Source organism: Xanthomonas hyacinthi, from assembly GCF_009769165.1.
Lineage (GTDB): Bacteria > Pseudomonadota > Gammaproteobacteria > Xanthomonadales > Xanthomonadaceae > Xanthomonas_A > Xanthomonas_A hyacinthi.
In genome coordinates, this window is sequence record NZ_CP043476.1 from 3,421,407 (window position 1) to 3,442,655 (window position 21,249).

The 21,249-nt window shown below is 60.3% G+C and carries 14 protein-coding genes and 2 pseudogenes; 15 read left to right on the forward strand and 1 reads right to left on the reverse strand.

Annotated features, from left to right (window positions below; all coding sequences use genetic code 11):
• Positions 1–41 precede the first annotated feature (41 nt).
• The 8 genes and pseudogenes from FZ025_RS15140 to FZ025_RS15175 all read left to right on the forward strand — a co-directional run bounded on the left by FZ025_RS15140 (position 42) and on the right by FZ025_RS15175 (position 10,952).
• Positions 42–2,549 carry an ABC transporter permease gene (locus FZ025_RS15140; protein ID WP_146093646.1) on the forward strand — a complete coding sequence of 836 codons (2,508 nt, stop codon included), beginning with the start codon at positions 42–44 and terminating at the stop codon, positions 2,547–2,549.
• 26 nt (positions 2,550–2,575) lie between these two features.
• Positions 2,576–3,427, forward strand: coding sequence for a prolyl hydroxylase family protein (locus FZ025_RS15145; RefSeq protein WP_046980249.1), 852 nt, complete (start codon positions 2,576–2,578; stop codon positions 3,425–3,427).
• Positions 3,424–4,536, forward strand: coding sequence for a hypothetical protein (locus FZ025_RS15150; protein ID WP_146093645.1), 1,113 nt, complete (start codon positions 3,424–3,426; stop codon positions 4,534–4,536). Before FZ025_RS15145 ends, FZ025_RS15150 begins: the two co-directional genes overlap by 4 nt.
• A 97-nt stretch (positions 4,537–4,633) precedes the next feature.
• Positions 4,634–4,801: a hypothetical protein gene (locus tag FZ025_RS15155; protein ID WP_158185579.1), complete on the forward strand. Its 168-nt coding sequence runs from the start codon at positions 4,634–4,636 to the stop codon at positions 4,799–4,801.
• A 61-nt stretch (positions 4,802–4,862) separates the two neighbouring features.
• Positions 4,863–6,023, forward strand: coding sequence for a radical SAM protein (locus FZ025_RS15160; protein WP_158185580.1), 1,161 nt, complete (start codon positions 4,863–4,865; stop codon positions 6,021–6,023).
• A 560-nt stretch (positions 6,024–6,583) separates the two neighbouring features.
• Complete coding sequence (locus FZ025_RS15165; protein ID WP_104559040.1) at positions 6,584–8,698, forward strand: peptidase domain-containing ABC transporter; 2,115 nt, start codon at positions 6,584–6,586, stop codon at positions 8,696–8,698.
• A gap of 7 nt (positions 8,699–8,705) precedes the next feature.
• The gene (locus FZ025_RS15170) at positions 8,706–9,968 is read left to right on the forward strand and encodes a glycosyltransferase family 4 protein (RefSeq protein ID WP_158185581.1); all 1,263 of its coding nucleotides are present in this window, start codon (positions 8,706–8,708) and stop codon (positions 9,966–9,968) included.
• A 214-nt stretch (positions 9,969–10,182) separates the two neighbouring features.
• Positions 10,183–10,952, forward strand: a pseudogene (locus FZ025_RS15175) (IS5 family transposase).
• A gap of 26 nt (positions 10,953–10,978) precedes the next feature.
• Here FZ025_RS15175 and FZ025_RS15180 read toward each other — a convergent pair.
• Positions 10,979–11,808: pseudogene (locus FZ025_RS15180) on the reverse strand (IS5 family transposase).
• 209 nt (positions 11,809–12,017) lie between these two features.
• On the opposite strand from FZ025_RS15180, the gene FZ025_RS15185 reads away from it, so the two are divergent.
• From FZ025_RS15185 to vapC, 7 genes are all read left to right on the forward strand, one after another.
• Positions 12,018–14,894 (forward strand): TonB-dependent receptor, encoded by a 2,877-nt coding sequence (locus tag FZ025_RS15185; RefSeq protein ID WP_046980511.1) that lies wholly within the window; start codon positions 12,018–12,020, stop codon positions 14,892–14,894.
• 30 nt (positions 14,895–14,924) lie between these two features.
• The gene (locus tag FZ025_RS15190) at positions 14,925–15,869 is read left to right on the forward strand and encodes a glycerophosphodiester phosphodiesterase family protein (protein ID WP_104558999.1); all 945 of its coding nucleotides are present in this window, start codon (positions 14,925–14,927) and stop codon (positions 15,867–15,869) included.
• Positions 15,870–16,019: 150 nt separating this feature from the next.
• Positions 16,020–17,270: an efflux RND transporter periplasmic adaptor subunit gene (locus FZ025_RS15195; protein ID WP_104559004.1), complete on the forward strand. Its 1,251-nt coding sequence runs from the start codon at positions 16,020–16,022 to the stop codon at positions 17,268–17,270.
• Between the two features lie 18 nt (positions 17,271–17,288).
• Positions 17,289–18,059: an ABC transporter ATP-binding protein gene (locus FZ025_RS15200; protein ID WP_104559000.1), complete on the forward strand. Its 771-nt coding sequence runs from the start codon at positions 17,289–17,291 to the stop codon at positions 18,057–18,059.
• Complete coding sequence (locus FZ025_RS15205; RefSeq protein WP_104559001.1) at positions 18,056–20,497, forward strand: ADOP family duplicated permease; 2,442 nt, start codon at positions 18,056–18,058, stop codon at positions 20,495–20,497. The genes FZ025_RS15200 and FZ025_RS15205 overlap by 4 nt, the downstream gene beginning before the upstream one ends.
• Before the next feature lie 95 nt (positions 20,498–20,592).
• Positions 20,593–20,829, forward strand: a complete 237-nt coding sequence (locus FZ025_RS15210; RefSeq protein ID WP_046980689.1) for an antitoxin — start codon at positions 20,593–20,595, stop codon at positions 20,827–20,829.
• Positions 20,826–21,239, forward strand: a complete 414-nt coding sequence (gene vapC, locus FZ025_RS15215; protein WP_046980690.1) for a type II toxin-antitoxin system tRNA(fMet)-specific endonuclease VapC — start codon at positions 20,826–20,828, stop codon at positions 21,237–21,239. Before FZ025_RS15210 ends, vapC begins: the two co-directional genes overlap by 4 nt.
• The last annotated feature ends 10 nt before the right edge of the window (positions 21,240–21,249 follow it).

The following is a 21,249-nucleotide window of genomic DNA, read 5'->3' on the forward strand; positions in this document are numbered from 1 at the left end:
AGAATTAGACCAGGACAAGCCTCTTGACTTGCGCAGGATGTGTGATCTATGTTCGACAGGAACGCGATTCTCTTCAGGGGAACGCCACTAAGAGGCATACGGATATGCAGGTTGGTGATTGCCTCGCCTTTGTGCTCCGCAGGATGAAAGGAGACAAGGCGACGGTTGCGATATCGAGCGCCCTCCTGTTGGTGTCTCTTGGCGCAGGCCTGGCGGTGCTATGTCTTGCCTACGGGCTGCTTTGGAAGCCTCTTCACTACCCCGATCAAGATCGCCTGGTTTCGTTGTCGCTCTACTCCAAGAAGATGGGGATGGAGCTCGGGTGGCCGCCTCCGTTCATTTACAACGGAAATCTTGAGCGGCTCGAGAATGTCGCTGCTTACAAGGAGGGCCAGGTCGCAATCGAGCGAGATGGCGGCGGGTCGGTCCCTTCAGCCCGGTCGGTCGAAGCGAGTCCCGAAATCTTTGAGATCTTGGAGCCAAGGGTCATCGCAGGTCGGGCGATCACAGCTGAAGATGCCGCGCCTGCCGCGCCTGCGGTAGCCGTTTTGGGAGAGGTGCTAGCCAAGTCGATCTTCGGTCAGGATGTTTCGGCCTCGATTGGCAAGCGACTCATCATCTCTGGGCAGGCTACGAGAGTTGTGGGCGTTGTCGCTAGAGAAGCCTCATTTCCAAGCAAGGCCGTCCAGGTTTGGATTCCTCTGTTTATTCCGCTTGAAAAGCGAGAGCTTTCAAACGCCGGGTCATTCGGCGGTCCTAAGCTAGTCGCGAAGTTGAAACAACACGCGCAGGCCAAGAGTGTCGAGTCGGCCATCAATGAAACACTTAATCGAAATGCCGTCCTGCGGAAAATTTCCTCAGACATCGATCTGTCCGTCCGCGTCAAGCCGCTGCGGACAATATGGACAGAGGATCGTAGCTCTGGAATATACGCCTTGCTGGCGGCGGTCACCGCTATTCTATTGATCACCTCTGCGAACCTGTGCAACCTCTTCGCATTGCGACAGCTCAGGCGTTCACACGAATACGCGCTAATTTCCGTCTTTGGAGCAACCAGTTGGAGGAAGCTTTATTACGTTGCGGCTGAGGCATCCTTGCAAGTCTTGATGGGCGCAGTCTTGGTGGTTGCAGCATTTCCAGTTTTTTGGAGCGGCCTGGATTCGCTTGGCTTCTTGCCTAACGACTATCCAGGGACTATTTCGCTGGAAGCTCCTGTCATTGCCGGGATGGCGGCGTTCGCGGCGGCTCTTGCATGCGCAATGACATTGTCTGGCTGGATCGCTCTTGGAAGGACGGAAATATTTGAGACTGTCAGGCAGAGCGGAAAAGGGCTGGGTGGAATAAGCGCAGCGTCAAGGCGTCTGCGTAGCGCTTTAGTCATAGTTCAGCTGATGGCGACACTGCCGCTGGTCTACTGCACGATTCTGCTTACCATGAGCGAATACAATCTGATCCACCAGGACTTGGGTCTAGATCCGAGCAAACGCCTAGTCGCGGTGCTTGAAGCCAAAACGCAAGATGACAGTCCTGCCGAAGTCGAAAGAATTCGTGGCCAGCTTTACAACGTGTCAAAGAACATAGCGCAGGTCAGGGGGGACAACGCAAGCGCATTCATGGCATCAGCGCCTTTAAGCGACATTGTCTCAGTGGAGCCAGTTCAAGTTGGGGCTACAGGAAGTGATGTGCTACAGGCGACCGAGAATGTCTACGGGAACTTCGTAAGTGCGGGGTATTTCGACGTGCTTGGGATCAAGCTTAAGCTAGGCAGGAAATTTACAGATTTGGAGGCGTCAGATTCTGCGAGGGTGGTGATCGTAGATGATGTGTTTGCCAAAAAGAACTATCCAGACGGAAATCCGGTAGGGCGCTCCATAGGTTTCGCTGATGCATCTGGGGTCATGCAACAACATCAGATCATTGGCGTTGTTTCACATAGCCGGCAGAGAGAACTTGCTAGGGATGACGATTACGCCTCTGTGTATCGACCCGCAGCTACTCCATATGGCTTGGAGGCCATTCCCTCTGGAGCCGTAGAGCTTGTTGTCAGTAGTAGCGATGCAAAATGGCTTTCTTCGGTCTTGGTCAAGCAAGCGCCCGACGTCAAAGTTGCCGATTTGCGGCCCCTCGAAGAGCGCTTGACAAGCAGTATCGTGGATCGTATAAACATCAATAACACTCTTTCTTTTCTCGTTGTTGTGGCGTTGGCCCTGGTCGGCGTCGGATTGTACTCGTCGTTTACCAATCTGATTCTAGTGAGGTTGAGAGAGTTCGGTGTACGAAAGGCGCTCGGTCAAAGCGACTTGGGAATTTTTTCCCTGATTCTTAAAGGGGCGTTCTCTCTGATGGGCGTTGCTTGCTGCGCTGGTGTTCCGCTCTCATTATTCATTGCAGTGATGCTGTCTGAGCGCCTGTTCAAAGTCAGCCCCATAGAAATTTCGACAATTGCAGCGCTTCTTTCAATTTGTGTTTTCGTGGTTCTGGCTGCAACTGGATTTCCCGCTCTGCGAGCCAGTAGGTCAAATCCTATCGAGGCGCTTCGTCACGATTAGAAATATAACTGGCATAAGGAGATGTCATGGTGTCGGAAGATTATCAGAATCAATTGTTGACCGAGCTTCGTCAGCAAGGTTATGACCATAATGAAATATGTGGCGAGCTGGTTCAGATGGGCCTGGATAAGGCATATGTAGAGCAGCTGCTATCCAAGGTCGCGTCCGAGGAGGCGCTCGATGAAGCTAGGCCGGAGCCCGACATTACGGGCCATCCTTCTTCGCTAAGCGTGGCAGGGCGAGAAGTGAAACTGCTGATGTTTACGAGAAAGCCTCGGTGCTATTTTTTCGCTGATTTCATGTCCGCGGAAGATTGTGAGCGGCTAATTGAGATATCAAAGACCCGTATGAAGCGTTCGGTGGTCTATAGCGCAGATGAAAACGGGGTAACAAAGGTTGTGCCCTCTTACACGAGGAGCAGCAATCAGGCCAATTATGTGCTCGGGGATTCGGATTTCACGGATGAAATTCTGAGCAAGGTTTCTGAATTGACCAATTGGCCAACCAAAAAAATGGAGGGAATCCAAGTCATTCAATATGGAATTGGTGGCGAATTCGTTCCTCATTGTGACTTCTTTCTCGACTCGTCCGATGGTGAGGAGATGCCTTGGCAGCGGGTTGGTACGTTTCTAATTTATTTGAACCGTCCGACATATGGCGGATCGACCTTTTTCCCGGATGCTCATTTTGAATTCATACCTCACCAAGGGAATTCGTTACTATTTAGCTACGAGCCTGGCGACATAAACAGGGATCTCTCCCGTCATGCCGGAACACCGGTAGGTGGCGGTAGCAAGTGGTTGGCGACGATCCTGCTCACAGATCGTGATATTGAGAACGGGGTAACCAAGGGGACTATGGGCGGGAGGATGATGTGAGCTTTGATCTCGCTAAGGATTTGGCTTTCCCAACTCAGGCTAATTCGGAAGTTTCCGCACTCATCGCCTCTAAATACGTTGAGTCTGTGTGCAGGAGGATTGCGGACGGCGCATCTGCTCATCTGTTAGGCTCAGGACCTTCCAAGGTAATCAATTCACTAGGGGAAAGCCGCTCGGTTGGGTGGGTTCCAGAGGTCGACTTGGCTAAAAAGTTTGCCGAGCAGAACAATATTCATGCTGCGGTTGCGCAGCTCGTGATCGCAGATATTTCTCGAGATCTCGATTTCTCGGTCGATTTCAGCGAAGAAGCGAGGTTTTGCGCTCGAGGCGTCTCTTTCGCTTGCACTGGGCAAACTGAGTTCAGGATCTCAAAGAGTGAGCTTCGGATCGAAAGTAGAGATTTCTCGCTCTGCGTGCCTCACGATTTCAGTACCGAGGTCAAATGCTCATACGCCCGATCGGAAACTAGTTTTTCTAGAACATATGCTCATGAAGGAATATATTGCGTCAAGGCTTCTTTTCCTGAAGTTTACCCGCCCAGGCCGATTTTCGATCCGTTGTATGAGTGCATCCCCAGTGAAGAGAACGAGCGTCTAGATGCCGCTTGGGATGTGATCAAGCGCGTGGCGCCAAACTTCTACTCTTGGATGCATAATATTACGTCGGGGATTGTGTTGGGGACTGATAGGGAAATTGGCGTTGGCTCAAAGATCTATCCCGGCCTTCTTTTTATCCGGAAAGACGCCTCTCCCCTTGGCTATGTTGAAAACATAGTTTCAGCGACGTTGTCTCAGTATCTTCTCCAGCTGTTCTTGGTCTCAACTCTAACAAGTCCTGACAACGAGGGTGTCGTTTACAACGCCCCTAGAAATAAATACTGGACGGCTAGGAAGGCCTTGGTTAAGGCTGCCGAGTGCGCAGCGATGATGATGCTATTCCGGGCTTTCGTGGAAATGGACGTGGAGCCTCAATACTCAAGGATGGCACTGTCGAAGTATTCCTTTATCTTCTACGCTGAATGCGCCGATGCTCTTAAGTCAGGCGTAGGGCTGAGTCAAGAAGGTAAAGATTTTTGGAGAGTTATTCAGGAGATGGCCGCTGCCAATTAGGGTAGTGATGACTGCGGCGAATGCTCCATAAAAAGAATCTGCCAGCTGATGGCCGATGCCCAGTTGCCGGCTTGGCAACACAAGGAAGAAACTGAATATGAGCGATAAAATCAAAGAGTCGTTGGCGCTTGAGAAAGCTGCGTCGAAACTAGTTCTTCGTGAGCTTTCTGATATGGAGGCAAGTGACATCTACGGTGGTCAGTCTAAGCCGAAGTGGCCTAAAGTGACCGTCGGTCCGGTCCAGCCTGCCGTTTCGCAGATGTAAGGTAGACCAGGTGCGGCGAGCACTTCTTGCTCGCCGCACCGCATCTGCTCAGGGATGAATCGTGAAAAAAACTAAAGTAACCAACCTCTTTGTCGTGGTTAAGCTCTCGGAACGATGCAATATCAATTGCTCGTACTGCTATTACTACGATCCGGCATACAAGGATGTCTTTGATCGCCCTCCATTAATTCCTCCCTCAGTCCTGAATGGGTTGGTTGATTACATTGCCCAGGCACAATCGGACTTTGAGATATCGACAGTGGTGATTGCGTTTCATGGAGGCGAGCCAACGCTCCTGAAGCCCTCCATTGTGGCTGACTTTTGCGACGAACTCACCGCCCGGTTGCCAGTGACTACAGCGCTGAAGTTCGCAGTCCAAACAAATGCTGTATTTTTGTCGGATGCTTGGCTGTCTCTCATCAGTCGCTACAAGATTGATGTGGGTATCAGTATCGACGGTGATAAGGCACAGCATGACAGATTTAGAGTCGATCATAGAAACAGGGGGACTTATGATCGAATCATTGGAAATTTATCCAAGCTAAGAGATAATCTCGCTAATTTTGACTTGGCAGTCGGGACAATTTCCGTGTTGGCGCCGCAAACTGATGTCCTCGGCGTCTACAAGCACCTGACCGAGGTGATGGGCATCTCCCGTATAAAATTCCTGTTCCCCGATAAGACTTATGAAAGGTCATCTGATGCGATAGCGTCCGATTTCGACTATTCAAAGGGTCTTTGCGAGGCCTTCGATTATTGGTTGCTCAACCACATGGGAAAGGTCGATGTCGAAATGTTCAGTACTATCATTCGCAGTCTAATGCTCGGGAAGAGCTCCGGCGAATTGGGTAGGAAAACATCCAATGTGGACGCGGCGGTCGCTGTATTAAGTGATGGATCAGTTAGGATTGCGGACGAATTCATGATTGTTGAATCGTGGTTTAAAGGCCAGCCGGTAATGAATATATTCGAAAGCAAGTTCTCGGACTGGCTACATTCGGACAGAGTCCAAGAGATCATCAAAGCATCGGCGAGCGTGCCAGATGCGTGCCTTGATTGCAGGTTTGCCCGTAGCTGCGCTGGGGGGGATGTTGCCAGTCGTTACTCGAATTCGTCCGGATTCAACAACCCGTCCAGGCATTGCAAGGATGTGTATTCCGTCTACGAGCACGTAGAGAACGTGCTTAATGTTGGCGAGGCTGCTCTTTCACGAAGTGCTTGAGCGGTCCGAACTCATATGCAAAAGCCAAGTGATGTCGTTCATAAGGGTGCCGGACTGCTCAGAAGGCAGGCGTTTCAGGCGCGACTACTTCCGGAATGGTACAGGCCCCTTAGGGGAGGGGGAGCCTCATCTCTTCGCTCTGCGTTGTTGTTTCCGGTGCTTCTTGTAGCTGCTATCGCCTGTTACGGTGCGGCGATTTGTTCTATTGAGCACGAACAAAGCAACATCTTTGTTCAGTCCGCGGGCCAGGAATTGCTGAGCGAATTTGAAGGCTCTTCCACGTGCCGGAACAAACGTAGCCTGCCAAGCGAGCGTGCCATCATTTTCTTTGTAGTAGATCGATTTAGGGTTGGAAGCAGTACGGCCTATCTTGTCGATAACTCCTCCGCCGCTAGGCGAGAGATCAAAGTTATCTGTAGATTTGTGAGCTCAGGCAGAATCATCGCGGCAGTTGACGCGAGGCGTCAGAGCTTGGGGCCAGACACCTCGCTGGTTTTGGTCGAACGAAAAAGCATCTTGCGTTGGATTCTCGATCATGAAGAAGCTCCGGGTGGTCGCGGATGAATCATCTATTCGCCGGATTCCTCAAATATATGAGGCGCAAACCTAAAGTTCCGATGATTTATCAAGCGGAGGTCAATGAATGCGGTATCGCCTGCTTGACGATGATAAGTCAGGCGCACGGGAGCAAGGCCACTTTACGAGCGATGCGAGTTCGATTTCCGCCGTCTAACTACGGTACCAGTGTCCGGGATCTTGTTGAACTGGGGCGCTCTATTGGATACAGGTCCACCGCATACCGGATCGAGCCAGAGCACCTGGCAGAGATTCCGAGTCCATGTGTAGCGCTGCTCGACTTGTCGCACTTTGTTGTCATCAAGCGCATAAGGGGCGGCTGCATCTTCATCAATGACCCGGCGGAAGGGGAGTTGAAGATGGCCATGGGCGAATTCGGCAACCGATTTACGGGAGTGGTGGTTGCATTCGGTCCGCCTCCAGAACCAATTTCTCAAGAACTCGTAGAGCGTTCGGGTGTTCTCGCTTTTTTGCTTGCAGGTGTCGCTTCAAGGAAGCTAACCATATCCGCGGTCGTGGCCGTTGCTCTCATCCTGGAGGTGCTCCTGCTCCTGGGTCCTTTGCTGATTCAGTCGTTTACCGATAGCGTCATTCAAGCTGGGGATGTCGAGCTCGCCTATGTGCTCATGGCATCGTTTGCCGGAGCCGCGCTCATACAGTTGGCTTTTGGAATATATCGGAATAACCTGTTGAGCCGCCTCTCCGAGTATCTGGTCGTCGAGTGGAATGTCAGGATCAGCGAAACCTTGATGAGGTTGCCTTACTCATTTTTCCTCAGGAGGGCATCTTCGGAGGTGTATTCAAGGTTCAGGTCGATCGATGTGATTCAGAGAACGATCACCAACAAGTTTGTCGAGTCAGCACTCGACGGCCTTGGTCTGATTTTCACGATGGCGATGATATTTGCTTATTCGCCAAGATTGGCGGTCGTCACTCTTATTTTTGGCGCAGTCTATGCGTGTTCAAGGCATTTCACCTTCAAGAACGCAAGGGATTGCGAGCACGCCGAGATTAGAGAAACCACGGCTCAGCATGGCATCCTCCAGGAGATGCTGAACGGGATAACCACGATAAAGAGCGGGGGGCTAGAGTCTGTTCAGCTTTCCCGATACGAATCCAGAACAAGGGCTGCTGCCCATGCAATGGCGCGCTTGCAAGGCTGGACGTCTGCTGGTTCCACGATTTCAAAATTCCTCCTTCAGTTTCATACTGTAATTATCATTGGATTTGGAGTGTTGATAAGCCTGCGTGGCGGTATGTCCTTCGGAATGGTGATCGCGTATGTGAGCTACTCAACTCAGTTTATCGACCGCTGCACAAGGGTGAGTGACGTATTCGTCGATTGGCGCTTGGTGAAGATCCATAACCAGAGACTTTCGGATATTCTAGATGAGAAGCCGGTCGTTCCGGGCGCCACCCCTCTGCCGCCGTCTGATGCGATAAGTATCAAGGTAGAGTCTTTGAGTTATGGATACGGTGCAGACACGGAAAGTGTGCTGAGGGCCGAGAGCTTTGAGATAGGCGCCGGGGAGTGTGTTGCCGTAATAGGTAGATCTGGCGTCGGTAAGTCGACCCTCATCAAGTTGATGATGGGCCTGCTTCAGCCCTCGTCTGGAACAATTACCTTTAACGAGGTTGCTCTTAATGAGATAGATCCTGTGGATCTTCATAGATCAGTTGCTTGCGTCTTGCAAGATGATCAACTCTTCGGCGGCTCGGTATTTGAGAATATTGCCTCTTTTGCGCCTAACTATAGTCGAGATGAGGTGGTTGCGGCAGCGATTAAGGCGCGAATTCATGATGAAATCATGGCGATGCCAATGGGTTATGAAACATCGGTAATTAATATGGGCAAATCGTTCTCTGCGGGGCAAAAGCAGCGTATATTACTTGCGCGCGCACTCTACGGTAGTCCGAAAGTTATTTTCATGGATGAGGCGACGAGCCATCTGGATGTCGGGAACGAGGTGTCTATCGCCTCGGCTATTGCCGAGCTAAATATGACAAGGGTGATCGTTGCCCATAGGCCTGACACGATCAGGTCCGCCGATCGTGTTATTGAATTGCATGGGGTCAATAGTGCCGAACCGGTCAGTTAAAGAGCGCATGCGTGTTGTGCTTGCTCCTCGCATAGATCTTCATTCCGGCTATCATGCGATTATGCTTGAGGATCGGCAGTCCGATTATTTCGTGGCAAGTCCGGATCATGTCTTTGTTTCTAGAGATGAGGTTGTCTCGCCTTACAGTGATCAACATCATGGCGAATTTTTATTGTTTGGATCGGGCGGCTCCGGGCTAATAATTCAGTCCGCAAGGCTTCCTGTCATCGGTTCGCGCTCTTGGCTTGTTGATACTGACGACCTTCTGGCAGGTCCCCTTTGTGGAAGAATGTTTCTTGATTCGGAGTTCCAAGATAATTTAAAGCGCCTGCATTCGGACGATTTCTTATCTTTCATGAAGGAGCGCATGCGTCTTATGCTGTCCGCTTACGTTCATGGATCTTGCGCCGGGATCATACTTAGGGGCGATCCTGATTCTAGCTTCGACATTGCTCGGCACTGGTTCTCTCGGTTGGAAGTCGTGGAGCTCGGTGAGGCTTACTTGGAGAAGGTGACCGCCGTCAAGCCCGCCCGTGCGCCAATCTCCTGGGCCAATTTCGAGGCCAAATGGAATGATTTGGATGAGCGGCGGGTTGTGTTTTGTGGGCGCGACTTCGAGACGAAAAATGGGGCGCTAGCTCTGGAGGTGATGTCCCATTTGATGTCCGAAATGGAGGGCTTGTCGTTTACGTACATCGGAGATATACCGGATAATTTTAAAAATCGCTACCCTCATCTCGTATCCAGAATAACTCATCTCCCATCGGTGGGGCGCTCAGAAGTAATTCGCGAGATGCAAAGGTCGCATGTTTTTTTTCATCCGTCGAAGTTTGAGACTGTTGGCTTGTCTCTCATTGAAGCGGCTAGCTGTGGGATGGCGGTTGTATCCTGCTCAGGGGTTGGTCTTGAGTTTTCCAAGGCTATCTTTCACGACGGCGGAGCCTTGCTGATAGATCGGACGGAAGCCGATGCACATGAGAAGCCAAAGTTCCTGGCCGCGCTCGAGAGCCTCTTGAAGCAGCCTGACATGATGCGCAGCATGGGGCTTGCCAACGTATTACGATCTTCACAGGGCGAAAATTCATTCGACGCTCAAATGGAAAAGATAGTTGAAGTAAGGAAGGTTGCGGCATCATACCGTGGAGATCCCTTTACGAGTGATCATCTTGGTGGCCTTAAGGCGACCATCATCTCATCCTCCAGACTATTTGAACTTGAGGATTTGAAGATTAAGAGTCGTTCCGGTGAATCTATTAGGGTCGTTATATAGTTTTTGGTGACCGGAGCGTTTGCGCATTGAGGGTTCGTGTTGAAAAGTAATCCCCTCCTGAAGCGGGGACTTGAGGGCGCGCTCCTTGGCTATTGTCCGTTAGCAGGCTGGGTAGCTTGCGTATGCGCAGTGCTGACTGTCGCCGCGCTACCGCCGCCGCGCGCAACGCAAACGACGCTAGGCCGAATCGACATTCATCCGTTACATTTGGAAGATGGAGAAGAAACAACAGGCGCGGCATCCCAGCCGTTACGAATTGAGTCAAACCCAGTGGGAGCGGATCGAAGAGCTGCTCCCAGGTAAAGCCGGTGATCCAGGGCGCACGGCGCGCGACAATCGCTTGTTCGTCAATGCGGTGCTGTGGGTCTTGCGCTCTGGCGCGCGCTGGAGCGACCTGCCGCCGCGTTACGGCGCCTACAAAAGCGTGCATAAGCGGTTTACGCGCTGGGCCGCCAAAGGCGTGTGGGAACAGGTCTTCCAGGCATTGATCCGGGATCGAAATAACGAGTACCTGATGATCGACAGCAGCATCGTCCGGGCGCACGCACAGGCGGCGACCGGAAAAGGGGGGAGCTGGACTCGGCTCTGGGGCGTTCCCGAGGAGGTCTGAGTACCAAGATTCACTTGGCGGCGGATGGTCAGGGCCGACCACTGCGCTTCATGCTGACCGGCGGGCAGCGCAACGACATCACGCAGGCCCGGGCGTTGCTGGCCGGCTTCAGCCCGCGGTACGTGCTGGCGGACAAGGGCTACGACAGTCGGGAATTGGTGGAGGCGATCCGGGCACAAGGCGCAGAGCCGGTCATTCCACCGCGCAGCTGCCAGCAGCCCCGGCTGTACGACCGCACACGTTACCGGCGACGCAATTGCATTGAACGCTGCTTTGCCAGACTCAAGCAGTTCCGCCGCATCGCAACCCGATTCGATCGCAAACCCGCGCACTTTCTCGCATTCCTCGCCTCGATCCCGCTATGGCTGCCTTGAATGTCGATTCGGCCTAGGGCGTGTCATCAATTAAGCAGGATGACAGAGGCGATCCAGTAAATCGCGCCGAGGAAGTTGCCGGCGGTCTTGTCGTATCGGGTGGCAATGGCCCGGTACTGCTTGAGTTTGGCAAAGAAGTTCTCGATCAGGTGTCGATCCTTGTACAGCACCCGGTCGTAGTCGCGCTGCACTTTGCGCGTTGGATGGGAGGGGATGACAATCTGCGTCCCCTGCCGCTGCATCGGCTCGATGACACGTGCCCTGGCATCGTAGGCGCGGTCAGCGAGCAGGGCGCCGACCGACAGTTGCGACAGCAACGCATCTGCACCTTCCAGATCCGACGCCTGGCCTGCGGTCAGATGAAACGCCACCGGATTGCCCAGTGCATCGACCACGGCGTGGATCTTGCTGCTTAGCCCGCCTCGGCTGCGTCCGATGGCCTGCGGCGCCCCCCTTTTGCCCCGGCGCTGTGCTGATGCGCCCGGACGATGGTGCTGTCGATCATCGCGTACTCATTGTCCGCCTCCTCTGACAGGGCGTGGAACACGCGTTGCCAGACGCCGGACCGGCTCCAGCGGCTATGCCGCAGGTGGATCACGCGGAAGTCGCCGAAGCGCTCAGGCAGATCCCGCCAGGGGATGCCGGCTCGGTAGCGGTAGAGCACGGCTTCGACAAACAGCCGGTTGTCCTTGGCGGTCACACCCACATGGCCGGCTCGGCCGGGGAGCAGGTCACGGATGCGATCCCACTGATCGTCTCGCAGGGCGTAGCGGCGTGCCATTGCAGGGGTGTGCAGGAAAGAAAGGGGCAACAAGCATCGCCTATCCGAACAATTGATGACAATCCCTAGGGCCATGCGGCCCTAGCGTCGTTTTGGACGGTCGTGCTGGCGCGCCATCGCCGCGGCGCCACGCTACCCTGTGGCGCCGTGTCGGACCAGATCGACAGTCACTGCGGGTTTTTCGCAATCGTCCTGCCGCGTGACATGGGACTGTCATCACCTTCTGGGTAAAATTAACTACTTTAAAGTTAGTAATTAATTCCGAAATTTTCCAGGGGATAGAGATGACGCGATCGCACCATCGCCACCAGCGCACGTTGCTGGTGTGCCTGCTTGCCGCCAGTTGCCAGGCCGCCCTCGCGCAGCAAGCGGCGACGCCGTTGCCACCAGCCGCCACGGACACCGACGGCGCCGATACCGCCGCCGCATCGCCGCCGGCCGCTGCGACCGCCAAGACCCTGGACAGCGTGGTCGTCACCGGCGTGCGCAAGGCCAATGCCGCGGCGATCGAGAGCAAGCGCGCGGCGACCAACATCACCGACGTGATCAGTTCCACCGACGTGCGCGCGCTGCCGGACACCACCATCGTCGAGGCGCTGCGCCGCATCCCCGGCCTGTCGGTGCTGCCGGCGACCGACAACGAGCATCCGCGCGACGAGGCCGCCACGCCGGTGCTGCGCGGCCTCGGCCCGTCCTACAACAACGTCACCATCGACGGCCTGACCGTGGCCTCGCCGGGCACGCCGAACGGCACGCTCGGTTCGATCACCCGCGGCGTGCGCCTGGACATCCTGCCGGCCTCGATGGTCAGCGAACTGCAGGTGGTCAAGACCTTCACCCCCGACCTGGATCCCAACGCCACCGGCGGCGCGATCAACCTGCGCACGCGCAGCGCGTTCGAGAACGGCGGCAAGCCGTTCTTCACCAGCGAGGCCGCGCTGGGCCATGCCAACGACGTCGGCAAGCCGCGCGACCAGGACGATCCCGGCTACCGCCTCGGCGCCACCGGCAGCACCACCTTCGGCAGCGACCGGCAATACGGCCTGACCCTGTCGGGCAACTACCAGACGCTGAGCAGCTACACCGAAACCCACATGACCACCGACACGGTGCACTACGGGTTCTACGACGGCAACGGCGTGCTGCAGAGCGGCAGCAACCTCGGCAACGGCTGGGCGGTGCCGCAGCAGGACAAGTACTGGTACGTGATGGACAAGCGCGACCGCTACGGCCTGACCGGCAAGTTCGAGGCGCGTCCCAGCGCCGACCTGCAGGCCTACGTCACCGCGGGCTACTACTATTTCAAGGACGACATGCAGCGCAACGAGCTGCTCATCGATCCGCGCAACCGCAACCGCGTCGCCAACCAGACCGCGACCTCCGGCAGCTATCCGGCCGGCGACATCGAGGTCGGCTATTCCAGCCAGGTCACCACCACCCGCACCAAGCTCGGCCAGGCCGGCATGGAGTGGCATCCGGACGACCACCAGGTGCTGTCCGCGCGCGGCTCGTGGTCGGATGCGACCTACGACGAGCCGATCCAGATGTTCAAGTACGTCACCGGCGCGTCGCGCCCGGCGCCGGTCGCGGTCGGCCAGTCCGGCCCCGGCGTCACCGTCACTCCCACCGCCGACTATGCCTTCAGCTACGACACCTCGGCGTTGAACCAGCGCTTCCCGGTGGCGCCGCAGGCGTACTACGACTACGACAACTACAGCCTGTCGTACTGGCGTCCGGACTACAAGCGCAGCGCGCGCGACCGCATCCTCACCGGGCGCCTGGACTACGGCTTCAACCAGGCCGAGGAAGACCGCGGCCTGGGCTTCGGTGCCGGCTTGTCGTATACCACCGACAAGCCGTCGTTCGAGATCTACCGCGACGAATACCAGCCCAACAGCAGTGCGCCGGCACTGAACATCGCCGACGTGCTGGCGCCGTCGAATGCGCCGCTGCGCTATCTCGGCCTGAACCTGATCGCCATCGATCCGGACAAGGCCCGGCGCGTGCTGCAGTCCACGCCGCGCAGCGCGTTCAACAGCACCGACCAGTCGGCCTTCAGCAACCAGGACAACTTCAGCCATAGCGAAAAGATCTTCGGCGCCTACGGCCTGGTCAGCTACCGTGCCGAGGCGTTCAACGTGGAGGCCGGCCTGCACTACGACAATACCGACCAGTCCACCGTCGGCCGCCAGCGCCAGCTGGATACGGTCAGCGGCAAATACATCTACGTCGCCGCGCCGACCGATTCGCGCTACGCCAACCTGCTGCCGTCGGCGATCATGACCTACCACCTCAGCGACCGCCTCGACCTGCGCGCCGGCGCCAGCCGCACGCTCGGCCGCCCGCCGTACGACGCCTACGCCGCGCGCACCTCGATCGGCTTCGTCAACAGCACCGATGCCGGCAATCCCAACGCCCAGGGCGTGACCGTGACCGTGGGCAATCCGGACATCAAGCCGCGCGTGGCGACCAACCTGGACCTGTCGCTGGAATGGCGCCTGCCCGACGACTTCGACGGCATGCTCGCCGCCGCAGTGTTCGACAAACGCATCCAGGACGAGATCTTCACCCTGTCGCGCACCGACCAGTTCAGCTTCAACGGCACCACCTATTCGAACGTGCTGATCAGCACCCCGGCCAATGCGTCCAAGGCGCATATCCGCGGCCTGGAACTGAGTGCGGTGCTCAACACCCTGCTGCCGGGCGTGCCGGCGCTGTCCGGGCTGGGCGGCAGTGCCAACCTGGCCTTGCTCGATGGCGGCATGGACGTGCCTTACAGCGTCGGCAGCGCGCCGAACGTGAGCCAGCGCGAGCGCAGCGTCGATCGCCTGGTCGGCCAGCCCGGCTACACCGCCAACGCCTCGCTGTTCTACAGCGTCGGCGGGCTGGAACTGCGCGCGGCCTACAACCGCCAGGGCAAGGCGTTGCGCGCCATCGTCAGCAACATCGACTGGCAGGACCTGTACTGGTCGCCGCGCTCGCAGCTGGACCTGTCGGCGACCTATGCGATCAACAAGCAGGTCAGCGTGGTCGGCCAGGTCAGCAACGTCACCCACAGCCGCATCACCAGCGTGACCGGACCGGGCGAGAACCTGTTGAAGGACACCTACTCGGTGCCGACCACGTACTGGTTCGGCATCCGCTTCACGCCTTCTCTTTAAACCCTTTCAATCCTTAGGACTGACATCGCCATGAAATCCACTCTGTTGCCGCTCCTGCTGCTGGGCAGCGCGCTGACCGGTCCCGCCATTGCGGCCCCCGCCGGCAGCGCCGCCAGCCAGGCGCGCCTGGCCGATCCGGCCAGCGGCATCTTCGTCGTCGCCCATCGCGGTTGCCACAATCCGGCGCCCGCACATGGCTTCCCCGGGCATGCGCCGGAGAACTCGCTGTCCGGCCTGGAGCGCTGCGTGGCGATGGGCGTGGACATGCTCGAAACCGACATCCGCCGCGCCGCCGACGGCACCCTGGTGATGTTTCATGACGCCACCGTCGAGCGCACCACCGACGGCAGCGGCAAGGTCGCCGAACTGACCTGGGCGCAGCTGTCGCGGCTGCGCCTGCGCGACGACGAGGGTGGCGCCGATGCCGCGCTCACCGACCAGCATCCGCTGACCCTGGAGCAGATGCTGGCCGCGGCCAAGGGCCGGATCATGCTCAACCTCGACGTCAAGGCGCCGATCTACGCCGAGGTGGCGGACGCGGTGCGGCGCGCCGGCATGCAGCGCCAGGTCGTGCTCAAGACCGAGGTCGGCGTGTACAGCCAGCCGCTGGCGTCGCTGCCGCCGTTCGACCAGGTCAACTTCACCCCGGTGCTGCTCAATCCGCCGGGCACCGATGACCTGCTGCAGACCGTGCGCACCCAGATCGGCGGCAAGGTACGCCCGGTGGCGATCGAACTGCCGCGGATGCGCGCCGAGCAGTTGCCGCCGCTGGCCGCATTGACCAGGCAGCAGCACGTGCGGCTGCTGGTCAACACGCTGTGGGAAGGCTTCGTCGCCGGCTACGGCGGCGACGCCGACGCGCTGCGCGATCCGGATGCGGTGTGGGGACGCCTGTACCGCGCCGGGATCGGCGCGTTCCAGACCGACGAACCCGAAGCCTTGCTGCGCTACCGCGCTTCGCTCGAAAAGCGCTGAGCGCGCGCGGTTCGCCGCGCAACTGTCCGTAATCGGTCGCCGAGCGTCCGCTTGCGGACGCGGCGGCCGCGCCCGACGCGGGCGATAGGCAGTCGTTTCAATGCGTTATAGCGCTTCGCCGATTGGCATGCGGCCTACTCTGCAATGGCCATGGATATCGCGAAGTCTCCGAACCGTTCGATCTGGCGCCACCGGCGCCGCTGGCTGGCGTTGGCCGTGGCTGCTGTGCTGTTGCTCGGCGTGGTCCTGTTCGGTGCGGGCCGCGCCGCGCCGCAGGTCAGCCGCAGCGAGCTGTGGATCGATGCGGCCACGCGCGGCGAGATGCGCCGCGAGATCCGCGCCAACGGCGTGCTGGTGCCGCGGCAGATCCGCTGGATCACCGCCGGCGCCACCGCCACCGTGCAGCAGCAACTGGTCGATGCCGGCGCGCGGGTGCAGGCGGACACGCTGATCCTGCAACTGGCCAATCCCGAGCTGGATGCCGGCCTGGACCGCGCCCGCGCCGCACTGGCCGGCGCCGATGCCGACGTGGCCGCGCTGCACGCGGCGCTGGCCTCGCAACTGCTGGACCAGCAGGCGTTGCAGGCGCAGGCCGCGTCCGATCTGCAGATCGCGCAGATCAAGGCGCAGGCCTACCGACGCGGCCACGACGGCGGCGCGATCTCGGCGATCGACCTGACCCAGAGCCAGATCGTGGAGGCGCAACAGCGTGGCCGCGCCGGCATCGAAACCCAGCGCGTGGCCGCGTTCCGGCAGAACATGGCCGCGCAGCTGCGCGCCGCCCAGGCGCGGCGCGCGCAGGCCGCCAGCGCCCTGGCGATCGCCGCGCAACAGGCCGCCTCGCTGCAGGTGCGCGCCGGCAGCGACGGCATCCTGCAGCAGGTGGACGTGGAACCCGGCCAGCGCGTCGAGGTCGGCGCCAAGCTGGCGCGGGTGGCGCGCCCGGACGAGCTGTTGGCACGGCTGCAGGTGGCCGAGGTGCTGGCCAAGGACGTGATCGACGAACTGCCGGTCAGCGTGGACACGCACAACGGCGTGGTCAGCGGGCAAGTGGCGCGGATCGATCCTGCAGTGCGCAGCGGCAGCGTGGTGGTCGACGTGCGGCTGGCGCCGCCGCTGCCGCCGGGCGTGCGCCCGGACCTGTCGGTGGACGGACGCATCGTGCTCGGCACGCTGCGCGACGTGGTCAGCATCCCGCGCCCGGCGCTGGCCGCACCCAACACCGCCGGCAACCTGTTCGTGCTGCGCGACGGCGGCGAGCGCGCGCAACGCATCCGCGTGCGCTTCGGCGCCGCCTCCAGCGACCGCATCGAAGTACGTGCCGGCCTGCGCGCCGGCGACCAGGTCGTGCTGTCCGATACCAGCCAGTGGAACGCCTACGCCACCCTGCGCTTACGCTAGCGCTCCAGGAGAACCAGAATGACCGCAATTCCCGCAGTTTCCGCCGAGCCGCTGATCCGCCTGCACGGGCTGGGCAAGGTGTTCCATACCGACGAAGTGGAGACTCACGCCCTGGCCGAGATCGCGCTGGACGTGGCGCGCGGCGATTTCGTCGCCATCACCGGGCCGTCCGGCTGCGGCAAATCGACCCTGCTGTCGATCCTCGGCCTGCTCGATGCGCCCAGCGGCGGCGCCTACCGGCTCAACGGCCGCAGCGTCGCCGAGCTGGACGCGGTCGGCCGCGCGCGCATCCGCAACGCCGAGATCGGCTTCATCTTCCAGGCCTTCAACCTGATCGCCGACCTCACCGTGGAAGAGAACGTGGCGCTGCCGCTGACCTACCGCGACGGCGCCGAGCGCGGCCGCATCCGCCAGCGCGTGCGCGAAGTGCTGGAGCTGGTCGGCATGCACCATCGCCACAGGCACTATCCGGGGCAACTGTCCGGCGGCCAGCAGCAGCGCGTGGCGGTGGCGCGCGCGCTGGCCGGCAATCCGTCGATCCTGCTCGCCGACGAACCCACCGGCAATCTCGACACGCGCAACGGCGAAGCGGTGATGCAGCTGCTGGAACAGCTGCACGACAACGGCACCACCTTGTGCATGGTCACCCACGATCCGGCGTTCGCGCGGCGCGCGCAGCGCATCGTGCACATGCTCGACGGGCGTATCGTCGACGAGGACACCTTCGAGCGCCTGCGCCACGAGCAGGACGTGGCGCTGCCGGCGCGCGCCGCGGAGCAGGCGCGATGAGCGCCGCCATGTACCTGGCCGAAGCGCGGCAATCCTGGCGCGCGCTGGCGCGCAAGCCCGGTTACCTGCTGCTGGCGGTGCTGACCCTGGCGCTGGGCGTGGCCACCACCACCGCGGTGTTCGCGCTGCTCGACCAGGCCTTGCTGAAGCCGCTGCCGTTTCCGCAACCGCAGCAACTGGTCACGCTGGGCAAGCCGATCGACGGCGGCCGCAACGTCGCCGCGCCCGGCTATTACCCGCCGCTGCGACGCATGCCCAGTCTGCAGGCGATCGGCATGCTGCGTGGGTTTCCGGTGCCGGCCAACATCGCCCGCGGCGACGCCAGCGAGGTGGTCACCGCGATCAGCGCCAACGAGGGTTTCCTGCGCACGCTGGGTCTGCCGATGGCGGCAGGGCGCAACTTCACGGCCGAGGAAAGCCGGCCCGGCGGAGCGCAGGCGGTGATCCTCGCGCATCGCTTCTGGCAGCGTTATTTCGGCGGCGATCCGGCGGCGGTGGGGCGCACGCTGCAGGTGGAGGGCAAGCCGGTACAGATCGTCGGCGTGCTGCCGGCGGACTTCCCATGGGCCGAACCGTTCGACCTGATCCGCAACATGCAGCCGGACCTGTCCGCAACCAACCTGTCCACCAACGAGGTCGTCGTCGCGCGGCTGCAGCCGGGAGTGAGTGTGCCCGCTGCCTCCGCGCAGACCGCGGTGGTGATCAAGGGCTTGTTGCGCAACAGCCCGCACATGGACGAATCGTGGTGGCGCAGCTTGCAGCAAGATCCGCCGAGCGCGTTGCCGCTGAAAGACAGCCTGTACACGTCCTATAGCGGCCACACGCTGTGGCTGTTCTTCGCCGCAGCGGCCTGCGTGCTGTTGATCGCGGCGATCAACCTGACCAGCCTGATGCTGCTGCGCGCGCTCGGCCGCAGCCACGACAGCGCGGTGCGCGCCGCGCTCGGCGCGCCATGGTTGCGGCTGAGCCTGCCGGCGCTGGCCGAAGGTGCGTTGATCGGCGCGCTCGGCAGCCTGGCCGGGCTGGCCTTGGCCTGGCTCGGCCTGCGCCTGCTCGGCGGCTGGGTGCCGCTGCTGTGGATGCGCGGCGAGGCCGCGCACCTGACCGGCGCCAGCGTGCTGTTCGCGCTGCTCGCCGGCGGCGCCACCGCGGTATTGGCCGCGGCGCTGGGCATCGTGCGTGGCCGCCGCCGCAACCTGGTGACGGAACTGGCCGGCGGCGGTCGCGGCGGCTGGAGCCTGCAGGCTGGTCGTCTCGGCCGCGCGCTGGTGATCGCACAGGTGGCGATTGCGGTGGTGCTGCTGATCGGCGCCGCGCTGTTCACGCGCACGCTGCAGAAGCTGTCCGACGTGCCGATGGGCTTCGAGAGCCGCTCCGCGGTGATCTTCACCCTGTCGCCGGTGAAGGAGCGCTACGCCAGCGTGCAGGATGCGGTGGAACAGACCCGGCGCATCCTCGCGCGGCTGCAGCAGGTGCCTGGGATCGCGCGCGTCGGCGCCTCGAGCAACCCGCCGGCCACGACCCGGCTGAGCTGGAGCGTGTCGGTGGCCGGCCTGTCCTCGCTCGACACGCAGTACCGCCTGGTCACGTCCGGCTTCCTCGACGTGTTCCGCATCCCGCTGCTGGCCGGGCGCGGCATCGGTGTCGGCGACGTGGCCGGTGCCGAGAAGGTGTGCGTGGTCAACGCCGCGTTCGCCACGCGCTACCTGCATGGCGACGCGCTCGGCAAGGTCGTCACCCTGGACGACGATGGTGGTAACAACCGCGTGCCGATGCGCGTGGTCGGCGTGGTCGGCGACGTTCGCCAGGACGGTCCCGGCGTAGCGGCGGCGGCGATGGTGTACCAGCCGCTGGCGCAGATGAGCGAACCGATGTGGCAGATCCTGCGCAGCTTCGGTCCGCTGACCTATGGCGTGCGCCTGCATGCCGGTGCGCTGGGCGCCGACGAGCGCGCGCTGCGCGCGGCGATCGGCGAAGTGGCGCCGCAGCAGCCGATCGCCGATCTGCAGTCGATGAACGCCCTGGTCGCCACCACCACCGGCGAGCAGAAGCTCAACCTGCTGCTGGTCGGCCTGTTCGCCGCATTGGCGCTGCTGCTGGCCGCGGTCGGCCTGTACGCGGTGATGGCGGTGGCGGTGGCCGCGCGCCAGCACGAGTTCGGCGTGCGCGCCGCGCTCGGTGCGCCGCCGGCACGGCTGCGGCGGCAGGTGCTGCGCGAGGCCGGCCTGCAGATCGGGATCGGGCTGCTGCTGGGCCTGGGCGTGGCGATGGCGCTGTCGCGGCTGCTGCAGCGCTTCCTGTTCGAGGTGCGGGTGGCCGATCCGCTGGCGATCGGCGCGGTGTTGCTGGTGCTCGCCGCGGCCGGCCTGCTCGCGGCGCTGGCGCCGGCGCAGCGTGCGGCGCGGGTGCCGCCGATGCAGGCGTTGCGCGCCGAATGAAGCCTTGGCAGGCGGGGCGGCGAGGGGCGGTATTGACACCGCTGAGATGGTATATATCATCGGTATATATCAATCATTTCCATTGGAGTATCGCCATGACCACGACCGCGAAACTGTTCCAGTCCGGGCGCAGTCAGGCTGTCCGTCTGCCCAAGGCCTTGCGCTTCGAAGGGGAGGCGGTGATCGCCCGGCGTTTCGGCAACGGCGTGCTGCTGTTGCCCCTGGATGCCCCCTGGCAGTTGCTGCGCGAGGCGCTGGAGGAGTTCGAGCCCGGCTTCCAATTGCAGCGCGAGCAGCCCGAACAGCAGGTGCGCGGGGAGTGGCCCGTATGAGTCAGCCGCTCTATCTGCTCGACACCAACATCTGCATCTACATCATCAATCGCCGTCCGCCCGGCGTGCTCGACCGCTTTGCCGCGTTGCGCATCGGGCAGGTCGCCATTTCCAGCATCACCGGCGCCGAATTGGCCTATGGCGTGGACAAGAGCGGATCGCCACGCAATCGCCAGGCGCTGGACAAGTTCCTGGCGCCGCTGGACATCCTGCCGTTCGACGAAGCGGCCATGCGCCGCTATGGCGCGCTGCGCAGCGGACTGGAGCGCAAGGGCACCTCGATCGGTGCGCTGGACCAGTTGATCGCGGCGCATGCTCTGGCCCTGGATGCGGTGCTGGTCACCAACAACGTGCGCGAGTTCGAGCGCGTTGCTGGCCTGCGCCTGGAAAACTGGGTGTCGCCAGCATGAAGGTCTGGCG